Source organism: Selenomonas sp. oral taxon 138 str. F0429 (genome assembly GCF_000318175.2).
GTDB lineage: Bacteria > Bacillota > Negativicutes > Selenomonadales > Selenomonadaceae > Centipeda > Centipeda timonae.
The window spans coordinates 60,616-76,842 of record NZ_KB290939.1 but is presented as its reverse complement, the minus strand read 5'-3'; the positions used below and the strand labels follow the sequence as shown (position 1 = coordinate 76,842).

Genomic DNA, 16,227 nt, shown 5'->3' with positions numbered 1-16,227 from the left:
TTCGCGCTGTTTTTGCTGCCAAAATGCGTTCTCCGAACGGAAAATCGCGTGGCAGATCGCCTCTACTCCTTGTGCGGCGCGGGCTGCGCCGTTTTGGAAAATCATAACGGTAGAATGCGGCTTGCGCGTCCCTATGGATCATTTTCCACTTTTCGCTTCGATCACGATTATAGCATAGATTTCTGCATTTTTCAATGGGGGCTGCTGCACAAAGTCGTTCTGACTCGTGCAGCGTTCCCTGTTTCACATTCCTAATCACATATCAATTCCTCTCGCTTCCTGCCGGTGCTATACTATATGCGATATTCCGATTTGGTGAAAAGGGGGAAGCCGCATGCAGACAAAGACGGTGCGCATCGTGTTCGTTCTGATCGCCCTCGCACTGCTTGGCGCATTTGCGTGGCGTGAATACGCGGCGCAGGAGGAGCGCGCGCATCTCCTCACGGGGACGGTTGAGGCGCGGCGCGTGGAGGTCAGCACGAAGGAGAGCGGCTACATCGAGGAGCTCTTCCTGGAGGAGGGCATGGCGGTGCACGCGGGCGATGTGGCCGCACGCATTGGGCGCCGCGATCTGGACGCCGCGCTCCTGCGCGATGCGGCGGCGCTCGCACACGCAGAGACGAGCCTTCAGCGGACGCGCAGCGGGAATCGTGCGGAGGAGATCCGCGCGGCGGCGGAGCGGACGCGCGCGGCACGCGCCGCTGCCGAGAAGGCGAGTGCGGACTATGCGCGCGGGACGGCGCTCATCGCAGACGGGGCGATCTCGCAGCAGACGTTTGATGCTCTGCGTGAGGCACGCGATACGGCGGACGCGAATCTGCGCGCGCGCGAGGAGGAGCAGCGGCTGATGGAGCACGGCAGCCGTCCCGAGGACATCCGCATGGCGGAGGAGGATGTGCGCCGCCAGCAGGCGATCCTCGCGATCGATTCCTCTGCGGTCAGCGATCTCACCGTCCGCGTGCCGAAGGACGGCGTCGTCCTCACGAAAAACTATGAGCCGGGCGAATTCGTCCGCGCGGGCACACCGCTCGCAACGCTCATCGATCCGCAGGACATCTGGGTCAAGGTCTACGTGACGACCGATGTGCTCGGCGACCTGCGCATCGGCAGCCCCGCGCGCGTCTATATCGACGGACAGGCGGAGCCGCTCGACGGCACGGTCACGGAGATCAGCGACGCGGCGGAGTTCACCCTGCGGCAGAGCATCACGAAGAACGAGCGCGCGAATCTCGTCTTTGCCGTAAAGGTCGCGGTGGACAATACCGCAGGCACCCTCAAGCCCGGCATGCCGGCGGATGTCGATCTGGAGCTGCGCGATGGACAGTAGGAAAAGCGCCGCAGACGCGCCCGTCATCGAGACGTACGAGCTCACGCGCGTCTTTGGCAGCTCCACGGCCGTCGATCGGCTGAACCTCGCCGTACCGCGCGGGGCGATCTACGGCTTCATCGGCTCAAACGGCTCGGGCAAATCCACCGCCATCCGCATGATCTGCGGCCTTCTCCCGCCGACGAGCGGCACGGCGTACGTGCTCGGCTGCGATACGGCCGCGCATCCAGAGCGCGCACGACAGTCGCTCGGCTACATGTCGCAGCGGTTCAGCCTGTACGCGAATATGACTGTCGCGGAGAATATGATGTTCTACGGCGGGCTCTACGGCCTCTCGCGCGATGAGCGTCGCACGCGCACACAGGAGGTGCTCGTGCGCATGCAGCTCACGGACAAGCGCGATGTGCTTGCAGGCGGCCTCTCGGGCGGCCAGAAGCAGCGGCTCGCGCTCGGCTGTGCGATCCTCCATCGACCGGCGCTCCTCGTCCTCGACGAGCCGACGTCCGCCGTCGATCCGACCTCGCGGCGGCTCTTTTGGAATCTGCTCTCGGAGATGGCGGGCACGGAGCAGACGACGATCTTTGTCACAACGCATTTTATGGATGAGGCGGAGCACTGCGACGAGATCGCCTTTCTGCAGCGCGGCAGGAAGATCGCCTCCGGCTCGCCGACGCGGCTCAAGGAGGAACTGCCCGCGCGGCTCTATGTCCTCCCGCAGGAGAGTGCAGAGGCGGGGGCGGCGGCGCTCCGCACGGCGGGGGTTGCCTTCGACGAGGTCTATGTGTTCGGACGGCAGGTGCGCGCGCTCGTCCCGCGGGATGCCGTCCTGCCCGAGGAGCTGCACGCGGCGCCGTGGGAGCTCACGATGGAGGACGTCTTTATCTACTACGATCGGCGGCAGAGGGGGTGAGGGGATGATGCGCATATGGGCGCTCCTCGTCAAGGAGCTTATTCAGATGCGGCGCGACCCCATGACGATCGGGGTGACCTTCCTCCTGCCCGTCATCTACCTCGTCGTGTTCGGCTTTGCCATCAGCACGGACGTGCGGCATCAGTCGACCGTTGTGTTCGATCAGTCGCGGAGCGAGGAGAGCCGCAATTTCCTCGCGGCGATGACGGCGAGCGGCTATTTCGACCTGCGCTATATCGCGTGGAGCTATGACGAACTGAACGCGCGCATCGAGAGCGGCGATGCGAAGATCGGCGTCGTCTTTCCGCCCGATCTCGCGCGCGAGGCAAATGCGGGGCATACGGTGCCGATCCAGGTGATCGTCGATGCCTCGGACTCCATCGCCTCGACCTCCGCCATCGCGGCGGTGACGGGGCTCGGGATGCGGCTGCAGCCCGTCGCCGCACGCGCCGCACCTGCCGCAGCGCCCGCCTACGATGTGCGCATCCGCGCGTGGTACAACCCCGACGCCGTCACCTCCTACTACATGCTGCCCGCGCTCATGGGCATCATCCTCACGATCACGATGGTGCTTATGGTCTCCATGTCCATCGTGCGCGAGCGCGAGGCCGGGACGCTCGAGCAGCTCCTTGTCACGCCGCTCTCGGTATGGGAGCTCCTCGTCGGCAAGATCCTGCCCTACATCATCCTCGGCTACATCCAGACGACGATCTGCGTCCTCGTCGCCCTCGCGGTGTTCGGCGTGCCCCTGCGCGGGAGCATCGTCCTCCTGTACGCGCTCACGACCCTCTTTCTCCTCGCCTCCCTCACGATGGGGCTCATGATCTCATCGCTCGCGCAGAACCAGCTGCAGGCGGGGCTCATGAGCATTGCAACCCTCCTGCCGGGCATGCTGCTCTCGGGCTTCATGTTCCCGCGCGCGGCAATGCCCGAGTTCTTCCAGTACATCAGCCTCGCGATCCCCATGACGCACTACATCGAGATCCTGCGCATGATCTTCCTCAAGGGCGGCGGCATCACGGCACTCTGGGACGAGACCGCCTTCCTCGCGCTCTTCCCCCTCGTGTTCTTCGGCACCGCCGTGCGGAAATTCAAGCGTTCGGTGGCATGAGGGCAAAAAATACCGCTCATGTTTTGCATGAGCGGTTATATGTGACATGGGAAAGTCTCGTTCAGGACGTTTCTGTGTGCATATAAAAAACACCCTTGAAAGGGCGTTTTTTATATGCACAGAATATATTGCCCTGCATATACAACAATGATACAGAAGAGCACGAATGCATATTCACGGAAGGAACCAACAGAGAAGAGGCGGATGCCGACCTTCTGCGTGGGCGTGATGCCGGGGACTTTGCCGCAGACGGCGTCCTCCGCGATGTGCAGGAGGGCGCCGATGAAGAGCCATGTGAGCACGGAGAAGAATGCGGCATCATAGAAGAAGTACGCCTTTGCCTGTGCGAGTCCGCCGATGAGGGCGAGGTAGAGCACGGGCCAGTGCGACCAGCCGCGATGGCGGCTGCGCCATGTACTCCACCCGACGCTCCCCGGTGTGCCCTCGATCTTATCGGGGAGGACGGCGCCGAGCGCTGCGGCTGCGGTACACATGGGATCGGCGGTGATGGCGTAGGCGATGGTACCAGTGAGGGTGACGTGGGATACCCACTTCATTCAGGAGTCTCCTCTCATGTTGCGTTGATCCGCCCTGCCGCCATTACTCACATTGCGTCGACCTGTACCCGCGCCTCGCTCATCACGTCCGCGAGGGTGGTCTTCTCCATCTCGCGCTCCATTGCGCGTTGGATTGCGGCGAGGTGGCCGTCGAGGATTGTGTGGATGCTGCGGCCGACGGGGCAGGCGGGGTTCGGGTTCTCGTGGAAGCTGAAGAGTGTGTCGTCTGCGATGCTCTCGACGGCGCGGAATACGTCGGCGAGGGTGATGTCCGCAAGGGGGCGCGCAATGTGGGCGCCGCCCTCGCGTCCGCGCGCAACGGTGATGAGCCCCGCGCGGCGCAGCTGTCCGAGGATGCGGCGGATGACGACGGGATGTGCACCGATGCTGCCCGCAAGGCTCTCGCTCGTGGCGGGGGCGTCGTTGCCGTAGAGTTCGACGCAGATGAGGATGTGGATGGCGATGGTGAAGCGGCTTGAGATTTGCATATTGTACCCTCCGTTGTTCTGTATCTATATCATACAATGAATGAAGGAAAAATGCAAGTGGGTTCGCTTAGGGACACATCCTTTTCGCAGCCTAATAACGCTCAGCCCAGCTCCTCCGCCGAGCGCAGCTGGCGGCGTACGTCGAGGAGGAGTTTGTAGTGGACGGCGCGCCCCTCCTGAACGAGCTTCTTTACGGTGGGCGGCTGCCAGAGGGAGTGGATGACGGTGCCGCTCGTGAGGGCAACGTCGGTGCCGCGCGCGCTGTGTGCGACGAGTGGGGCGCGGGCGATGTTGATGTAGCCGAGTCTGCCGCAGCGCTTCTGTACGGGGCGCACCATGACGGGGGCGAGGACGCAGCCGTGCAGGATGGGGAGGATGATGTTGCGGCGGCGTGCGAGGAGGCGCGCGGCGTTCCTGCGGATGAGGCGGATCTCCTTGTCCTCGCGCTCGGCGAGGCAGGAGAGGACGTATTCGGTGGTTGCGGGGAGCTTGAGTCTGTCCCCTGCGGCGGTATGGACGACGGTCTCGCCGGAGCCGTTTGCGCCACTGTCGGGTACGAGTGCGAGAATGTCCGCCGCTGCGGGAAGTCTCTGCATGAGGATTTCTCTCTTCGTCCGGTTCATTTCGGATCTCCTTTCATTCCCTAACGGGCAGTACCTGCTGCCCCTCCTGCCTGCCGCCGGCGCAGCGCACAGGCACGAGCAATTAAAAACAATCACCTGTTCCTTTCTGGATGATATTATATAGAAAGCGTGTTCGTTTGTAAAGAAAATTTTTAACGAGCCTCCTCCTTTTTCTATTTGCGGCAGGTATCCATGTGTAAAGCGCTTACGGAGAACAAAGAGAAAGGAGTTGATCCACATGGCACGCAAAGATGCAGCGAGCAAGATCACGCTCAAGGTGACGACGGGAGTCGGCGCGGACGGCAAGACGCTCTACAAGAACCGCACGATCAGCGGGATTGCGCCGAGCCTCACGGATGCGGATGCGCTGACGGTGGGCCGCGGTTTCGCGGGTCTCCAGAAGCACGGCCTGAGCCTCGTGACGCGCACGGACACGGCCGTTCTCGAGGACTGAGAACGCTACTAAGATCATAGAAAGGAGGGAGTTCATATGTCGACGAAGAAACAGCTGCGCATGACGATGAAGATGTCGAGCGGCAAGGAGATGACGGTGAGCCTGATGGATCCGAAGGACGGTCTGACGAAGGCAGAGGTCACGACCTGCCTGCAGGATGTCATCGATAAGAAGGCGATTGTCGCAGGCGAGGCGTACCCCGTCTCGGTGAAGGACATCGCGATTCAGACGGTGGATACGGAGAAGCTCGCCTAAGAGCGCTCCGTCACCCGAACCCCGCAGGAATGCCTGCGGGGTTTTTGTATGCACTTGCATATCGCGCTGTCTTTTGATAAAATGCAATAGGCTTGCGGTTGTAGCTCAGATGGATAGAGCATCTGCCTCCTAAGCAGAGGGTCGCGCGTTCGACTCGCGCCAATCGCACCATTTCTTTGATATGAAAAAACGCCCCGACGCTTATGGGGGCGTTTTTGTATGAGTAGATTCAGCCTTTGCCGAAGCCGAAGAGGGATTTGAGTTTGCTGCCGATGCCTGTTGGTTTGTCGCTGTCTGTTATGACGATGTCATTATCAGGAACATCGTCATATAGGTCGCTGTCCATGATTTTGCGTGGCTTTGCATCGTTTCGGCTCTCCGTGTCGTCGTCGCCGAGGTCGAAGCCCGCGCCGTAGTTCGGCGAGAATCCCGTGATGATGGGGATGCCGCAGTTCGGGCAGGCGTTTGCGGAGGAGGGGATGAATTTGCTGCATTTCGGACAGAACATGGTTGCCTCGCTTTCTCTATGAGGTCAGAGAGTATGCGGCAGGAGATGGGAATCTGCCGCACATCAGGACGATGAAGTGTTATCGTATTCCGCATCTCTGTGCAGCAGCCGCGTGATGCCGATGAGGGCGAGGATGCCGCAGAGGATGGAGAGCGCGATCAAGAAACTGTTGCCGTCGCTGCTGATGGAGATGTAGTCATACAGAGGTATGCTGTCGAGCGGGGTGGCATCGTCGACGCGGTCGAGCTCGCCGAGGACGGCGGAGATCTTCCAGGATAGGAGGAGGCACGGCAGGAACGGTGCGCATGTGAGCGCCGCCTCCCATTTGCTCCTGCCGAGGGTGCGCAGACGGCAGAGGATGAGCGGTAGGAGCGCGAGCGGGAAGAGATTCGGGCTGAGGAGGAGGACGAAGAAGTCGAGCCCCGCAGGCAGAATGCGCATGCCGTCCAGCATGAGGACGACGGGGTAGAGGGTCGCCTCGATGAGGGAGGGGACGAGGATGGCGGCGGCGGCGAGGAGGAGGAGGGAGCGCATGATGAACGGCGTGCGCGCAATCGTTCCCTGCGTCGGGAAGTATGCTGCGCGGACGGAGGGCAGCTCCTCCTCGACGGGCGGTTCTCCGTAGCGATTTGCCATCGGGTCCCCCTTTTTGAGGAAGATCCACGCGGAAAAGAGGGCAAGCACGAAAATGCCGATAAAGACGAGGAAGATGTAAACGAATGCGAAGCCGCCGAGTACGAGTCCAACCTCCTCGGGGCTGTCAAAGAAGATGAGGTCGGGGCTGAGGTTCATCATCTCAAGCACGCCAGCGAGAAAGAGGAGAGCGAGGATGGGCAGCCCGATGGGGATGAGACCCGCGAAGAGGAGGGGAAAGGCGAGGCTGCCGCTGCAGCCGATGTCGTGCAGACGCCTGACGGTGGTGGGGATGGCGAGCAGCGGGAAGAGGGTGTAGACGAGGGTGATGATGAGCGCAAATCCTATGATGAGGAAGATCCAGAACGCGGCGGTCGCCTCGCGGAAGAAGGCTGTTGCCGCAGTATAGGCGGCGGGCACGAGGAGGTAGAACGCGATGTTGAGGGCGAGTGTTGTCGCTCCGAAGAGTGCCCCGATCCGGAGGGCGTAGTCGCGGCGCGTGAGCCTGCCTGTTCTGCTGAAAAAATGTTCGTTCATGCGCGGTCAGTCTTTCTGATCGTGCGGCGGCGCGATATCCGTCGGTGTGTCGCTGTAGGTGGCGCGTGCGTAGGGGTTCTCTGGTCTTTGAGGGGTGCCGGGTGCAGCTGCTCCAACTGCGCCGCCGAGCGGGTCGGGGCCGTAGGCGTTATCGCCCACTGTGCCCTGCTTGAAGAAGAGGTAGAGGATGAGCCCGAGGTTGACGAAGGGGACGAATGCCGCGAGGCAGAAGTAGCCTGAGAGTCCGACATCGTGCAGACGGCGGATCATGAGCATGAAGCTCGCGACGGTGAGCGGGATGCGCAGGAGCGTGAAGAAGCCGACGACGCCCATGGCGGCGGTTTCGTCAGGGTGTGCGGGGTCACCGCCCACGAGGAGCGCGAGGAGTGCCATGAGGATGTAGATGGCGAGGCCTGCGAGGAGATGACGATGGTGCGGTTGAGGTAGCGCTTGCGGTTGAGGCGGCCCTTCCACTGGAAGAAGTTTTCTTTGATGCCGGTATCGATCTGGTGCATTGGATTCTCCTTACTATATCGATGATAGATGAAAACGCCCTCATTGTAGCATATTGCAGGGGTCTTGGCAAAAAAACAGGATGAGAAGAAAATGGAGAGAGCGCCGTCTGCGGAAACGGCGCTCTCTCCATGTCTATATAGAAGGTTGTGGTATGGGGGCTGTGTCAATGGGTGTCGTTGTCGTGCGAACTCCACGCAAACGCCTCGTTGCGCAAGCATCGGGCACTTATATCTGCCTAAATACCTGCGATTCTCAAACGCGCTTCGCTTGAACGGTAGAAATCCGCAGGGGGCAGAACGTGCCCTCGTTTCCGCTTGCTCCACTAGGGTTTGCTTAGGAGTATCGCACGGATACGTTCCGCTTGGACGTAAAATCTGCTGCCAAGCCGAGGAGTTCCTCAGTCGGGTGCATCTTTTCCGCATCTACGCAGCACCCTCCTCGTTCTCGGCGGAGACGGTGTTGCGTCCCTTTTTCTTCGAGATGTAGAGGGCGCGGTCGGCGCGGTCGATGAGCGCGCGGAGACGATCCTTCTTGCCGTGCCAGGTGGAGATGCCGAAGCTGAGCGTGACACCGTCGAGGCGCTGCTCGAGGATGCGTCTGAGATGCTCGCAGAACGCAACCATTGCCTCGAGGTCGTAGTGCAGGGCGAGGAGGACGAACTCGTCGCCGCCGTAGCGGATGAAGAGGTGGCGGCGGTCGATCTCCTCGTGGATGGTATCCGCGATCTCCTTGAGGATCTGGTCGCCTGCGAGATGCCCCTTCGTGTCGTTGACGGTCTTGAAATGGTCGACGTCGAAGATGGCAAACGAGAATTTGAATCCGCGCTTGTAGGCGAGGGCGGAGAACTTTGCAAAGCCATTGCCGAGTTGGTGGCGGTTGTAGCAGCCCGTGAGGAAGTCACGCTGTGCCTCGTTCTGTGAGATCTCCAACTCGCGTACGAGCTCCTCGTTCTCCTGCGCAAGCGCCGCGTCCTTCAGCATTTGCTCGCGGATCGTGTAGAAGATGAAGGGGATGCTCGCATAGATCGAGAAGACGGTGGTCGAGAGCATGACGGAGAGCTGATGATACTCCCAGTGCAGCGCGTCGATGCCGCCGAATATGACGATCGCGGTCATGGCGAAGGCAGCGTAGCGGCAGGCGGGGTGATACTCCCAGTTCGAGCGGACGAGGGTGTAGATGAGGATGAGGCTGCCGATGAGCAGCAGCGGATAGAAGAGGAAGAGGAGCTCCATGTAGCCGTCGAGGCCTGCAATCTCCGTGATGGTCGCCGTGACAAAGAGCAGGGCGAACACCTTCATTGTTGTTTTTACATGCGTGACGAACTGCGGCGAGACGACCTCCTGCGTGATCTGCGCACAGATCAGGGGCATGACGTAGAGCGTGACGAGGTGGAGCTCCCACCAGAAATTTGCCATGCCATAGATGCGCGGGAAGAAGGAGGAGGTGCCCGTTGTCCACAGGATAAAGCCCGCGAGATAGGCAATGAGGTAGAGCTGCATGCGGCGCCGCCGTGCATGAGCGCCGCGCCAGGCGAGATCCATGACGAGGAAGACGATCAGCGCGACTGCGACCGACAGGCTCGAGATGTAGATTGCATCGGCGAGGCTGAGGTTCCGCAGAAAGAGGTGCGAGGAGCCGATCATGAAGTAGTCGATGCTGCCGAGCCAGTTCGGATAGCCCGAGTGCAGCATGATCGTTAGGCGTTTGCCCGCCAGATCTTGATCGAGATGCACGTAGTGGAACGCGCGCCCGCGTGAGTCCGTGAGCTTGCTCCAGTCGCCGTGCATATAGATGAGCTCGTCATCGAGGTAGACGTAGGCATCCTGATTCGTCGTCGCAAATAGGATGTGGTCGTTCACAAAGCGCGCGGAGAGCGGGATGCGCCACGAGAGGTAGACCGTCGTGGTGTCATCCGGCATAGGCGGCGGCGCCGGGTAGTCATACTCCTGCCAGTCGAAATTGCCCGCACGAAATCCGATGATGTCCTTGTACTCCGGGTTCCCCTTCATGACGGCGTACTCGGCACGCATATAGGGATCGAGCGGTGTTGCAAGGAGGCGCCACGCGAGCGCCGTTGCTCCAATCAGGAGCGATACACAGAGCAGTGTGAGTACATTCCCCCGCAGAAACACAAGTATTTTATTCATGGGGTGCACCTCCTTCGAGAGAGGAGCAGAGACGATCGTTCACTTATATTTATCTTGATTATATCATCCTATTAGATAGAGAACAATAGGAAAATGAAAAAGAATACGAATTTTGCTAAGCAAGAACGAGGTATACACGAAAAAAGACTGCCACATGAGAGCAAATGCTTTCATGTGGCAGCTATGTTTTGTATTTATGGGGAAAGTTACGCTATTGTTATGCCGCGCGTCAAGGTGTCTCGGGCTCCTCCGGACATTCGTCCTCGCCGGAGACGGCGTTGCGCCCCTTTTCCTTCGAGCGATAGAGGGCGCGGTCGGCGCGCTCCATGAGCGCCGCCATATGATCCGTTTCGCCGTGCCATGTCGAGACGCCAAAGCTCAGGGTAACGCCGTCCAATATCTCCGCGAGAGTCTGGCGCAGCGCGTCGCAGAATGCGACCATCTCCTTGAGATTGTGATGGAGGGCGAGGAGGATGAATTCATCGCCGCCGTAGCGGATGAAGATATGGCGGCGGTCGATGCGTGCGTGAACCGTATCCGCAATCTGCTTCAGCACGCGGTCGCCCCCGAGATGGCCGCGCGTATCGTTGACCTCTTTGAAGTGATCCACGTCGAAGATGGCGAACGAGAAGTTGAATCCACGCGTGTTGGCGAGTGATCCGTATTTCTCAATGCCGTCTGCGAGCTGATGGCGGTTGAACGCACCCGTGAGGAAGTCGCGGCTCGCTTCGTCCTGCGACTCCTGCAGCTCGCGCGCGAGCACTTCATTTTGCTGTGCGAGCTGTGCGTCCATCTGCATTTGCTCGCGGATGAGGAAGAAGACGAAGGGGATGACGGCGTAGATCGAGAAGATCGTGGTCGAGAGCATGGATGCGAGGAGGTGGTACTCCCAATGCAGGGCATCGATGCCGACGAAGATGGTCAGCGAGAACATTGCAATGACGCCGTAACGACAAGCAGGATACTGCGACCAATCTGAATGGAAGAGCATATAGATGAGCGCGAGGCAGCTGACGAGGAGAATCGGATAGAAGAGGAAGAGCAGGTTCATATAGCCGTCGAGCCCGCAGATCTCAAGGATCGTGGCTATTGCAAAGAGGCTTGCATATGCCATGATGACGATTCGCACGGCTTTCTTATATTGTGGTGCCGTGATCTCCTGCGTGATTTTGGCGAATGTGATCGGCATGATGTAGAGCATCATAAGGTGGAGCTCCCACCAGAGCGCAGGGATGCCGAGGAGGCGCGGGAAGAAGGACGATATGCCCGCCGTCCACAGGATGAAGCTCACGAGGAAGGCGATGAGGTAGACCTGTATTTTGCGCCGTGTACGGATATCGCGCCAGACGAGATCCATGACGAGGAAGACGATGAGGGAGAGTGCGATCGAGAGACTCGCAATGTAGATTGCATCCGCCGTGCTGATCTTGCGGATGAGGGATTTTTCGCTGCCGATGAGGAAGTAATCGAGGCTGCCGAGCCAGTTCGCATAGCCCGTGTGCAGCATGATTGTGAGGCGCTTCCCCGCGAGATCCTCGTCTACGTGGAGGAAATGAAGCGTCCGCCCGCGTGCGTCCGTGAGATCGGACCAGTCGCCGTGGATGTAGATGAGCTCGTTGTCGAGGTAGACGTAGGCGTCCTGATTTGTCGTCGTAAAGAGGACATGGTCGATAAAGAGTGGTGTTGTTGCGGGAATCTGCCACGAGAGGTAGACTGTGGTCGTCCCCGGCGGCATGGGCGGCGGGATGGGATAGTCATACGGCTGCCAGTCGAAATGCGCGGGGTCGAAGCCGATGATGTCCTTGTACTCGGGTTCTCCCTCGAGGACGGCATACTGCACATGGGTTGGCGTGTACGGCGCATACGAAAGGGTCTGCCATGTGTGCGTCGCAAGCGCTGCAATCAGCGCGCCGCACAGGAGCAGAACGCGGCTGTCCCATATGTTGTGGAAGAATTTTGTCATGTACCTGCTTTCCCTCCGGTCTCGGGTGGGGAGGTGTTTTCTGCCGATCAGTTTAGAATAATGAATAGTATATCATAAAATAAGGATATTGCATACTATAACATAGAGCGAAAATTGTAAAATGAGACTGTGGGGCTAAGTGAGGATAGAAAAACTGCTGCATGGGATTCTCATGCAGCAGTCTATAGTGTGCTTCCGATCTATTTAGTTTTGGAATCCCGAGAGGTCGAGGGCGTCAAAGCCTCTGATGAGCTCTTTGACCGTGCGCTCGATCTCGTCTGCGCCGCCTGCGGCGTCCGCCTCGATGTTGAGCGGCATGTTCGGATCGTGTAGGGACATGCGCAGCAGTGCCCAGCCGCCGTCAAAGACGATGCGCACGCCCTCGTAGGATGGCTCTGCAATCGTGAGACCCTTTGCCTTTGCTCGTTCCTCGAACGCGGCAAGGACTTCCTTGCCGTACGCTTTCACATCGTCCACATCTTTGATTTTGATGCGGATCTCGCGTGCCTCGGCGGGCTGGCGGAGGTTTACGATGAGGTCGTCGAGCGTTCTGTCTTCGGCGCGTGCCTTTGCGGCTGCGATGATGAGCTTCACGGCGAGGTAGGCGCCGTCGTCGAGGTAGTAGTTCTCAGAGAGTGCGCCGTGCCCCGAGGTCTCGATGGCGAGTGGTGAGACCTCGCCCGCCTCGTTGCGGCGGATGCACTCGTTGATGACGTTCTTGTAGCCGCGCATGTAGCGCAGGTGCTTGAGGTGCAGGTCGTTCTCGAGGAAGTCGTGCAGGCCGTCGGAGGTGACGGAGTCGGTGATGATGGTGGAGCCGGGGTAGTCGGGTGCGAGGATTGCCGCCATCATGGCGATGAGTGCGTTGCGGCTGACATCCGTACCGTCCGCGAGGACGGCGCTCATGCGGTCGACGTCGGTGTCGAAGATGAGTCCGAGGTCGGCGTCGTTCTCGACGACGGCTTCCTTGATGGCGAGCATTGCCTTCGGATCCTCGGGGTTCGGGATGTGGTTCGGGAAGTGTCCGTCGGGGTCGAGGTAGCGGCTGCCCGAGGTGTCTGCACCGAGCGGGGTGAGGATGCGCCCTGCGAAGAAGCCGCCCGCACCGTTGCCCGCATCGACGACGATGTGCATGCCCGCGAGCGGTTTTTCCTCGCCGCCGAGTGCTGTGCGGATTTTCTGGACGAGGTGCTCGCTGTAGCGGCCAATGAGGTCAAATTTCAGCACGTTGTCGAGGGTGCCGTGCGCCTCCTCGGCCTCTGCAGCGTAGGTGAGGATCTTCTTGATGTCCTCCTTGTCCGCGCCGCCCGCAGCGGTGAAGAATTTCAGCCCGTTGCGGTTGTAGGGGAGGTGGCTCGCGGTGATCATGATGGAGCCGTCCGCCGCCGTGTCCTCGAAGATGGTCGCCATGAACATGGCAGGGGTGGAGGCGAGGACGCAGTCGATGCCGTGCGCGCCCGTGTGGGTGAGTCCCGTGAGGACGCAGTCCTTGATCGCGAGCGCAGAGATGCGCGAGTCGTGGCCGACGGCGATCTGCAGTTCCTCGGGCTTCTTACCGGTCTTCTCCGTGAGTAGGCGGACAAAGCCCGCCGCGATGCGGTTCGCAGCCTCGGGGGTAAGGGTGACGGGCTCGCCTTCGACGCCTGCGACGGCGACGCCGCGGATGTCGCTGCCGTTCGCGAGCTTCATGAAATCCGCGTGGGTGAGTGGCATTGGGATTCCTCCTTTGTATGATGAAATTATTCTGCGCCGAAGAATTCCTCCTCGACGGCGATGCAGAGGGTGTGGTAGATGGGGAGGTGGTACTCCTGAATCTTGTACGTCTCCTCCTCGGGTGCCTTGATCGTGATGTCGGCGTAGCCGCCCGAGACGCATTTGCCGCCCGAGGCGCCTGTGAGGGCGATGGTCGTGAGTCCGAGCGCCTGCGCCATGCGGAAGGCGTAGAGGACGTTCTTCGAGTTGCCCGAGGTCGTGATGCCGAGGAGGACGTCCTCGGGCTTTCCGAGTCCTAATACCTGCTGGGCAAAGGTGAGGTCGGGGGCCTGATCGTTTGAGAACGCCGTGCTGATTGCGAGCTGCGAGGGCAGTGAGACTGCGGGGAGTGCACCCTGCAGGTTCTGCATGAAGTAGTCGACCGTCATCGGATCTGTTGCATCGCATGCCGCGTGGAGTTTTGAGAGGATGTACTCATCGAGATGGCGTGGCAGGAGGAAGCCCTTCATCAGCTCGCCGACGATGTGCTCGGCATCGGAGGCAGAGCCGCCGTTCCCGCAGACGATGAGCTTGCCGCCCGCACGGTAGCAGGCAGCGAGCGCCTCTATGGCGGCGCGGATATCTCCGCCGCACGGCTCGAGCGCGGGATAGCGCGCAATGAGGGTGTCGACGGCGGCGTAGGCAGATTCTTTCATATTGTGATACTCCTTTACAATACTTGTCTATTTCTTATTATGGATGATATGAAAGCCTTTTTCAAGAGGAAATACGATTACGGGCGCATATTTTCTGCGAGTATTTATTGTAATTTATAGTTATTTATCGTTATTTTATATAATTGTTTTTTATTTATTGTAAAAGAGAGGAAATAAAAAGCCTCCCCCGTCAATACGGGGGAGGGGGACCATGCGAAGCATGGTGGAAGGGGCGCTCTCAGAGCAGCTCCTTTTTATTTTAGCGATTCCGATAGCGGTCGGCAATCATGCGCGGGCTTTCGCCGGCAACATCCATCTGCGTGTGTGCAGGGGATGCCATACGCGGTGCAGGTGCGCCCTGCGGACGGATGTCCGTGATGGGCGGCTGCGGTGCAGCTGCGGGACGTGCCGCATTCTGGTAGACGTTCTCTTCCTTGCGTCCGCGGAAACGGTTCCAGAGCCAGCGGATCGCGATGAATGCGACGAATACCATGGCGACGTTCGCCAGGACACCGAGGATGTCGGCGAACATCCCGCCGCCCATCCCGAACATGGAGGCGAGCAGTCCGCCAAGCATCATACCGCCCGCGAGGAGTCCGATGTTGCGCAGGGTGTTGCCCCAGCCCGTGCCTCTCTGCGCTGCATTTGCGGCATTTGCTGCGCCGGGCGTATTCGCCTTTGCCCCTGCAGCGGGTGCGTTCTTATCGAGCTGGCTTGCGTTCTTAGACGGTGCATATCCCTCACCGTTGCCGGAGACGGACTTGCTCTGGCTGCCGCTCTGCGCTGCGGGCGCTGCGGGTGCAGCCTTGGGTGCCGCCTTCGGCGCGATGCGTGCGCCGCCCTTTGCTGCCTCTGCTTGCGCGCCGAGGGTGCTCTGCACGGTCTGCGGGAGGATGAGGGGGGTGGTAAAGGTCAGCGAGCCGACCATCGCCGCAGCGATAAGTTTCTTTAGTTTCATTCGATGTTCTCCTTTATAAACATATCGTTCGAAACGGGGAAGCACCCCGGTATTCGCTGTATATTACCCGCGCGCTCCACGCAAACGCTTAGTTACGCAAGCGGTCGGACACTTATCTGCCTAAATACCTGCGGACTTCTTAAACGCGCGCTGCGCGCTTGAACGAAAGAAATCCGCAGGGGGCAGAACGTTCCCTCGTTTCCGCTTGCTCCACTAGGGTTTGCTTAGGAGCAGCGCATGGCGAGGTGTCTTGCAGAATTTAGTACATCCTACTCCCGATAGGACTTCACGTCCTCGGGGAAGGCGTAGATCTCGCCGACCGTGTCGAGCTCGCCCGAGAGATAGCGGTCGATGTCGTCCACGTCGATGTAGAGCTTGCACTCAATGTCGAGATAGCCCTGCTCGCGCCCGTCCGAGAGGTCGCGGATCGCCATGAGCTTCTCGCGCAGCTTCAGCAGGTCGGTGCGCGTCGCGTGCACGTCGAGGCGCAGCTGCGGGACGCCGTATTCTTTGAGGACTTCCTCCATGGTCATGCGTTGTGACATCGTAAGTTCCTTTCTTTCTCATCAAACATCTGACTATTTGCCTTTTATCCTATCCGACGATGCTGAATTTTGACTGAAATTTTCCTCCCGTTCCCGGCGTTTTCGGAGGGCGAGGAGGGCGGCGGTGAGAGCCCGTTTTTCGTGGAGATAGGACTCGTAGTCGAGGTCGCCGACAGCGTGCTGCATGCGTCGCTCGAGGATCCGCATGGCTTCCTCCGTGCGTCGGATGGCAGCGTCCAAATCATGCAAGAGCATCCCTCCAATCTTCTGCATATTGTAACAGTTTT

19 protein-coding genes and 1 tRNA gene are annotated in these 16,227 nt (G+C 59.9%); 7 read left to right on the top strand and 13 right to left on the bottom strand.

The window, feature by feature from the left end:
- From HMPREF9163_RS12430 to HMPREF9163_RS05435, 4 genes are all read left to right on the top strand, one after another.
- Positions 1 to 255, top strand: a 255-nt coding sequence (locus tag HMPREF9163_RS12430; RefSeq protein WP_232296672.1) for a hypothetical protein, incomplete at its 5' end; no start/stop codon positions are given.
- A 79-nt stretch (positions 256 to 334) separates the two neighbouring features.
- On the top strand, positions 335 to 1,327 hold the full coding sequence (locus HMPREF9163_RS05445; RefSeq protein WP_009440691.1) for an HlyD family secretion protein: 993 nt from the start codon (positions 335 to 337) through the stop codon (positions 1,325 to 1,327).
- Positions 1,317 to 2,237, top strand: a complete 921-nt coding sequence (locus HMPREF9163_RS05440) for an ABC transporter ATP-binding protein (RefSeq protein ID WP_009440690.1) — start codon at positions 1,317 to 1,319, stop codon at positions 2,235 to 2,237. Before HMPREF9163_RS05445 ends, HMPREF9163_RS05440 begins: the two co-directional genes overlap by 11 nt.
- A 4-nt stretch (positions 2,238 to 2,241) precedes the next feature.
- On the top strand, positions 2,242 to 3,348 hold the full coding sequence (locus tag HMPREF9163_RS05435; RefSeq protein ID WP_009440689.1) for an ABC transporter permease: 1,107 nt from the start codon (positions 2,242 to 2,244) through the stop codon (positions 3,346 to 3,348).
- A 110-nt stretch (positions 3,349 to 3,458) separates the two neighbouring features.
- On the opposite strand, the gene HMPREF9163_RS05430 is transcribed toward HMPREF9163_RS05435, so the two are convergent.
- The 3 genes from HMPREF9163_RS05430 to HMPREF9163_RS05420 all read right to left on the bottom strand — a co-directional run bounded on the left by HMPREF9163_RS05430 (position 3,459) and on the right by HMPREF9163_RS05420 (position 5,016).
- Positions 3,459 to 3,905 (bottom strand): metal-dependent hydrolase, encoded by a 447-nt coding sequence (locus HMPREF9163_RS05430; protein WP_009440688.1) that lies wholly within the window; start codon positions 3,903 to 3,905, stop codon positions 3,459 to 3,461.
- Positions 3,906 to 3,952: 47 nt separating this feature from the next.
- Positions 3,953 to 4,393, bottom strand: coding sequence for an Rrf2 family transcriptional regulator (locus HMPREF9163_RS05425; RefSeq protein ID WP_009440687.1), 441 nt, complete (start codon positions 4,391 to 4,393; stop codon positions 3,953 to 3,955).
- A 101-nt stretch (positions 4,394 to 4,494) separates the two neighbouring features.
- Positions 4,495 to 5,016, bottom strand: coding sequence for a hypothetical protein (locus tag HMPREF9163_RS05420; RefSeq protein WP_232296670.1), 522 nt, complete (start codon positions 5,014 to 5,016; stop codon positions 4,495 to 4,497).
- Positions 5,017 to 5,254: 238 nt separating this feature from the next.
- Here HMPREF9163_RS05420 and HMPREF9163_RS05415 point away from each other — a divergent pair, with 238 nt between their 5' ends.
- The 3 genes from HMPREF9163_RS05415 to HMPREF9163_RS05405 all read left to right on the top strand — a co-directional run bounded on the left by HMPREF9163_RS05415 (position 5,255) and on the right by HMPREF9163_RS05405 (position 5,896).
- Positions 5,255 to 5,470 (top strand): DUF1659 domain-containing protein, encoded by a 216-nt coding sequence (locus tag HMPREF9163_RS05415; protein WP_009440685.1) that lies wholly within the window; start codon positions 5,255 to 5,257, stop codon positions 5,468 to 5,470.
- Positions 5,471 to 5,506: 36 nt separating this feature from the next.
- Positions 5,507 to 5,725, top strand: a complete 219-nt coding sequence (locus HMPREF9163_RS05410; protein ID WP_009440684.1) for a DUF2922 domain-containing protein — start codon at positions 5,507 to 5,509, stop codon at positions 5,723 to 5,725.
- Between the two features lie 94 nt (positions 5,726 to 5,819).
- Positions 5,820 to 5,896 (top strand) — tRNA-Arg (locus HMPREF9163_RS05405).
- 58 nt (positions 5,897 to 5,954) lie between these two features.
- Here HMPREF9163_RS05405 and HMPREF9163_RS05400 read toward each other — a convergent pair.
- The 10 genes from HMPREF9163_RS05400 to HMPREF9163_RS05355 form a co-directional block, all read right to left on the bottom strand.
- Positions 5,955 to 6,233 (bottom strand): zinc ribbon domain-containing protein, encoded by a 279-nt coding sequence (locus tag HMPREF9163_RS05400; RefSeq protein WP_009440683.1) that lies wholly within the window; start codon positions 6,231 to 6,233, stop codon positions 5,955 to 5,957.
- Between the two features lie 63 nt (positions 6,234 to 6,296).
- The gene (locus HMPREF9163_RS05395; protein WP_009440681.1) at positions 6,297 to 7,403 is read right to left on the bottom strand and encodes a DUF805 domain-containing protein; all 1,107 of its coding nucleotides are present in this window, start codon (positions 7,401 to 7,403) and stop codon (positions 6,297 to 6,299) included.
- A 6-nt stretch (positions 7,404 to 7,409) separates the two neighbouring features.
- Positions 7,410 to 7,877, bottom strand: coding sequence for a DUF805 domain-containing protein (locus tag HMPREF9163_RS05390; RefSeq protein WP_369796099.1), 468 nt, complete (start codon positions 7,875 to 7,877; stop codon positions 7,410 to 7,412).
- A 464-nt stretch (positions 7,878 to 8,341) separates the two neighbouring features.
- Positions 8,342 to 10,066: a diguanylate cyclase gene (locus tag HMPREF9163_RS05385; RefSeq protein WP_009440678.1), complete on the bottom strand. Its 1,725-nt coding sequence runs from the start codon at positions 10,064 to 10,066 to the stop codon at positions 8,342 to 8,344.
- Between the two features lie 229 nt (positions 10,067 to 10,295).
- Entirely contained in the window at positions 10,296 to 12,029 is a 1,734-nt protein-coding gene (locus tag HMPREF9163_RS05380) for a diguanylate cyclase (protein WP_009440677.1), read from the bottom strand.
- A 204-nt stretch (positions 12,030 to 12,233) separates the two neighbouring features.
- Positions 12,234 to 13,742 carry a phosphoglucomutase/phosphomannomutase alpha/beta/alpha domain II gene (locus HMPREF9163_RS05375; protein WP_009440676.1) on the bottom strand — a complete coding sequence of 503 codons (1,509 nt, stop codon included), beginning with the start codon at positions 13,740 to 13,742 and terminating at the stop codon, positions 12,234 to 12,236.
- A gap of 26 nt (positions 13,743 to 13,768) precedes the next feature.
- Positions 13,769 to 14,437 carry an SIS domain-containing protein gene (locus HMPREF9163_RS05370; RefSeq protein WP_009440675.1) on the bottom strand — a complete coding sequence of 223 codons (669 nt, stop codon included), beginning with the start codon at positions 14,435 to 14,437 and terminating at the stop codon, positions 13,769 to 13,771.
- Between the two features lie 259 nt (positions 14,438 to 14,696).
- Positions 14,697 to 15,395 carry a hypothetical protein gene (locus HMPREF9163_RS05365; protein WP_009440671.1) on the bottom strand — a complete coding sequence of 233 codons (699 nt, stop codon included), beginning with the start codon at positions 15,393 to 15,395 and terminating at the stop codon, positions 14,697 to 14,699.
- A gap of 269 nt (positions 15,396 to 15,664) precedes the next feature.
- On the bottom strand, positions 15,665 to 15,940 hold the full coding sequence (locus HMPREF9163_RS05360) for a hypothetical protein (RefSeq protein WP_037346227.1): 276 nt from the start codon (positions 15,938 to 15,940) through the stop codon (positions 15,665 to 15,667).
- Positions 15,941 to 15,973: 33 nt separating this feature from the next.
- Positions 15,974 to 16,195: a hypothetical protein gene (locus HMPREF9163_RS05355; RefSeq protein ID WP_037346225.1), complete on the bottom strand. Its 222-nt coding sequence runs from the start codon at positions 16,193 to 16,195 to the stop codon at positions 15,974 to 15,976.
- Positions 16,196 to 16,227: the final 32 nt, after the last annotated feature.

Excerpts from the sequence above, each read along its gene's own strand:
- HMPREF9163_RS05445 (WP_009440691.1), top strand. The coding sequence starts at position 335 with ATGCAGACAAAGACGGTGCGCATCGTGTTCGTTCTGATCGCCCTCGCA.
- HMPREF9163_RS05440 (WP_009440690.1), top strand. The coding sequence starts at position 1,317 with ATGGACAGTAGGAAAAGCGCCGCAGACGCGCCCGTCATCGAGACGTAC.
- HMPREF9163_RS05435 (WP_009440689.1), top strand. The coding sequence starts at position 2,242 with ATGATGCGCATATGGGCGCTCCTCGTCAAGGAGCTTATTCAGATGCGG.
- HMPREF9163_RS05430 (WP_009440688.1), bottom strand. The coding sequence starts at position 3,905 with ATGAAGTGGGTATCCCACGTCACCCTCACTGGTACCATCGCCTACGCC.
- HMPREF9163_RS05425 (WP_009440687.1), bottom strand. The coding sequence starts at position 4,393 with ATGCAAATCTCAAGCCGCTTCACCATCGCCATCCACATCCTCATCTGC.
- HMPREF9163_RS05420 (WP_232296670.1), bottom strand. The coding sequence starts at position 5,016 with ATGAACCGGACGAAGAGAGAAATCCTCATGCAGAGACTTCCCGCAGCG.
- HMPREF9163_RS05415 (WP_009440685.1), top strand. The coding sequence starts at position 5,255 with ATGGCACGCAAAGATGCAGCGAGCAAGATCACGCTCAAGGTGACGACG.
- HMPREF9163_RS05410 (WP_009440684.1), top strand. The coding sequence starts at position 5,507 with ATGTCGACGAAGAAACAGCTGCGCATGACGATGAAGATGTCGAGCGGC.
- HMPREF9163_RS05400 (WP_009440683.1), bottom strand. The coding sequence starts at position 6,233 with ATGTTCTGTCCGAAATGCAGCAAATTCATCCCCTCCTCCGCAAACGCC.
- HMPREF9163_RS05395 (WP_009440681.1), bottom strand. The coding sequence starts at position 7,403 with ATGAACGAACATTTTTTCAGCAGAACAGGCAGGCTCACGCGCCGCGAC.
- HMPREF9163_RS05385 (WP_009440678.1), bottom strand. The coding sequence starts at position 10,066 with ATGAATAAAATACTTGTGTTTCTGCGGGGGAATGTACTCACACTGCTC.
- HMPREF9163_RS05380 (WP_009440677.1), bottom strand. The coding sequence starts at position 12,029 with ATGACAAAATTCTTCCACAACATATGGGACAGCCGCGTTCTGCTCCTG.
- HMPREF9163_RS05375 (WP_009440676.1), bottom strand. The coding sequence starts at position 13,742 with ATGCCACTCACCCACGCGGATTTCATGAAGCTCGCGAACGGCAGCGAC.
- HMPREF9163_RS05370 (WP_009440675.1), bottom strand. The coding sequence starts at position 14,437 with ATGAAAGAATCTGCCTACGCCGCCGTCGACACCCTCATTGCGCGCTAT.
- HMPREF9163_RS05365 (WP_009440671.1), bottom strand. The coding sequence starts at position 15,395 with ATGAAACTAAAGAAACTTATCGCTGCGGCGATGGTCGGCTCGCTGACC.
- HMPREF9163_RS05360 (WP_037346227.1), bottom strand. The coding sequence starts at position 15,940 with ATGTCACAACGCATGACCATGGAGGAAGTCCTCAAAGAATACGGCGTC.
- HMPREF9163_RS05355 (WP_037346225.1), bottom strand. The coding sequence starts at position 16,195 with ATGCTCTTGCATGATTTGGACGCTGCCATCCGACGCACGGAGGAAGCC.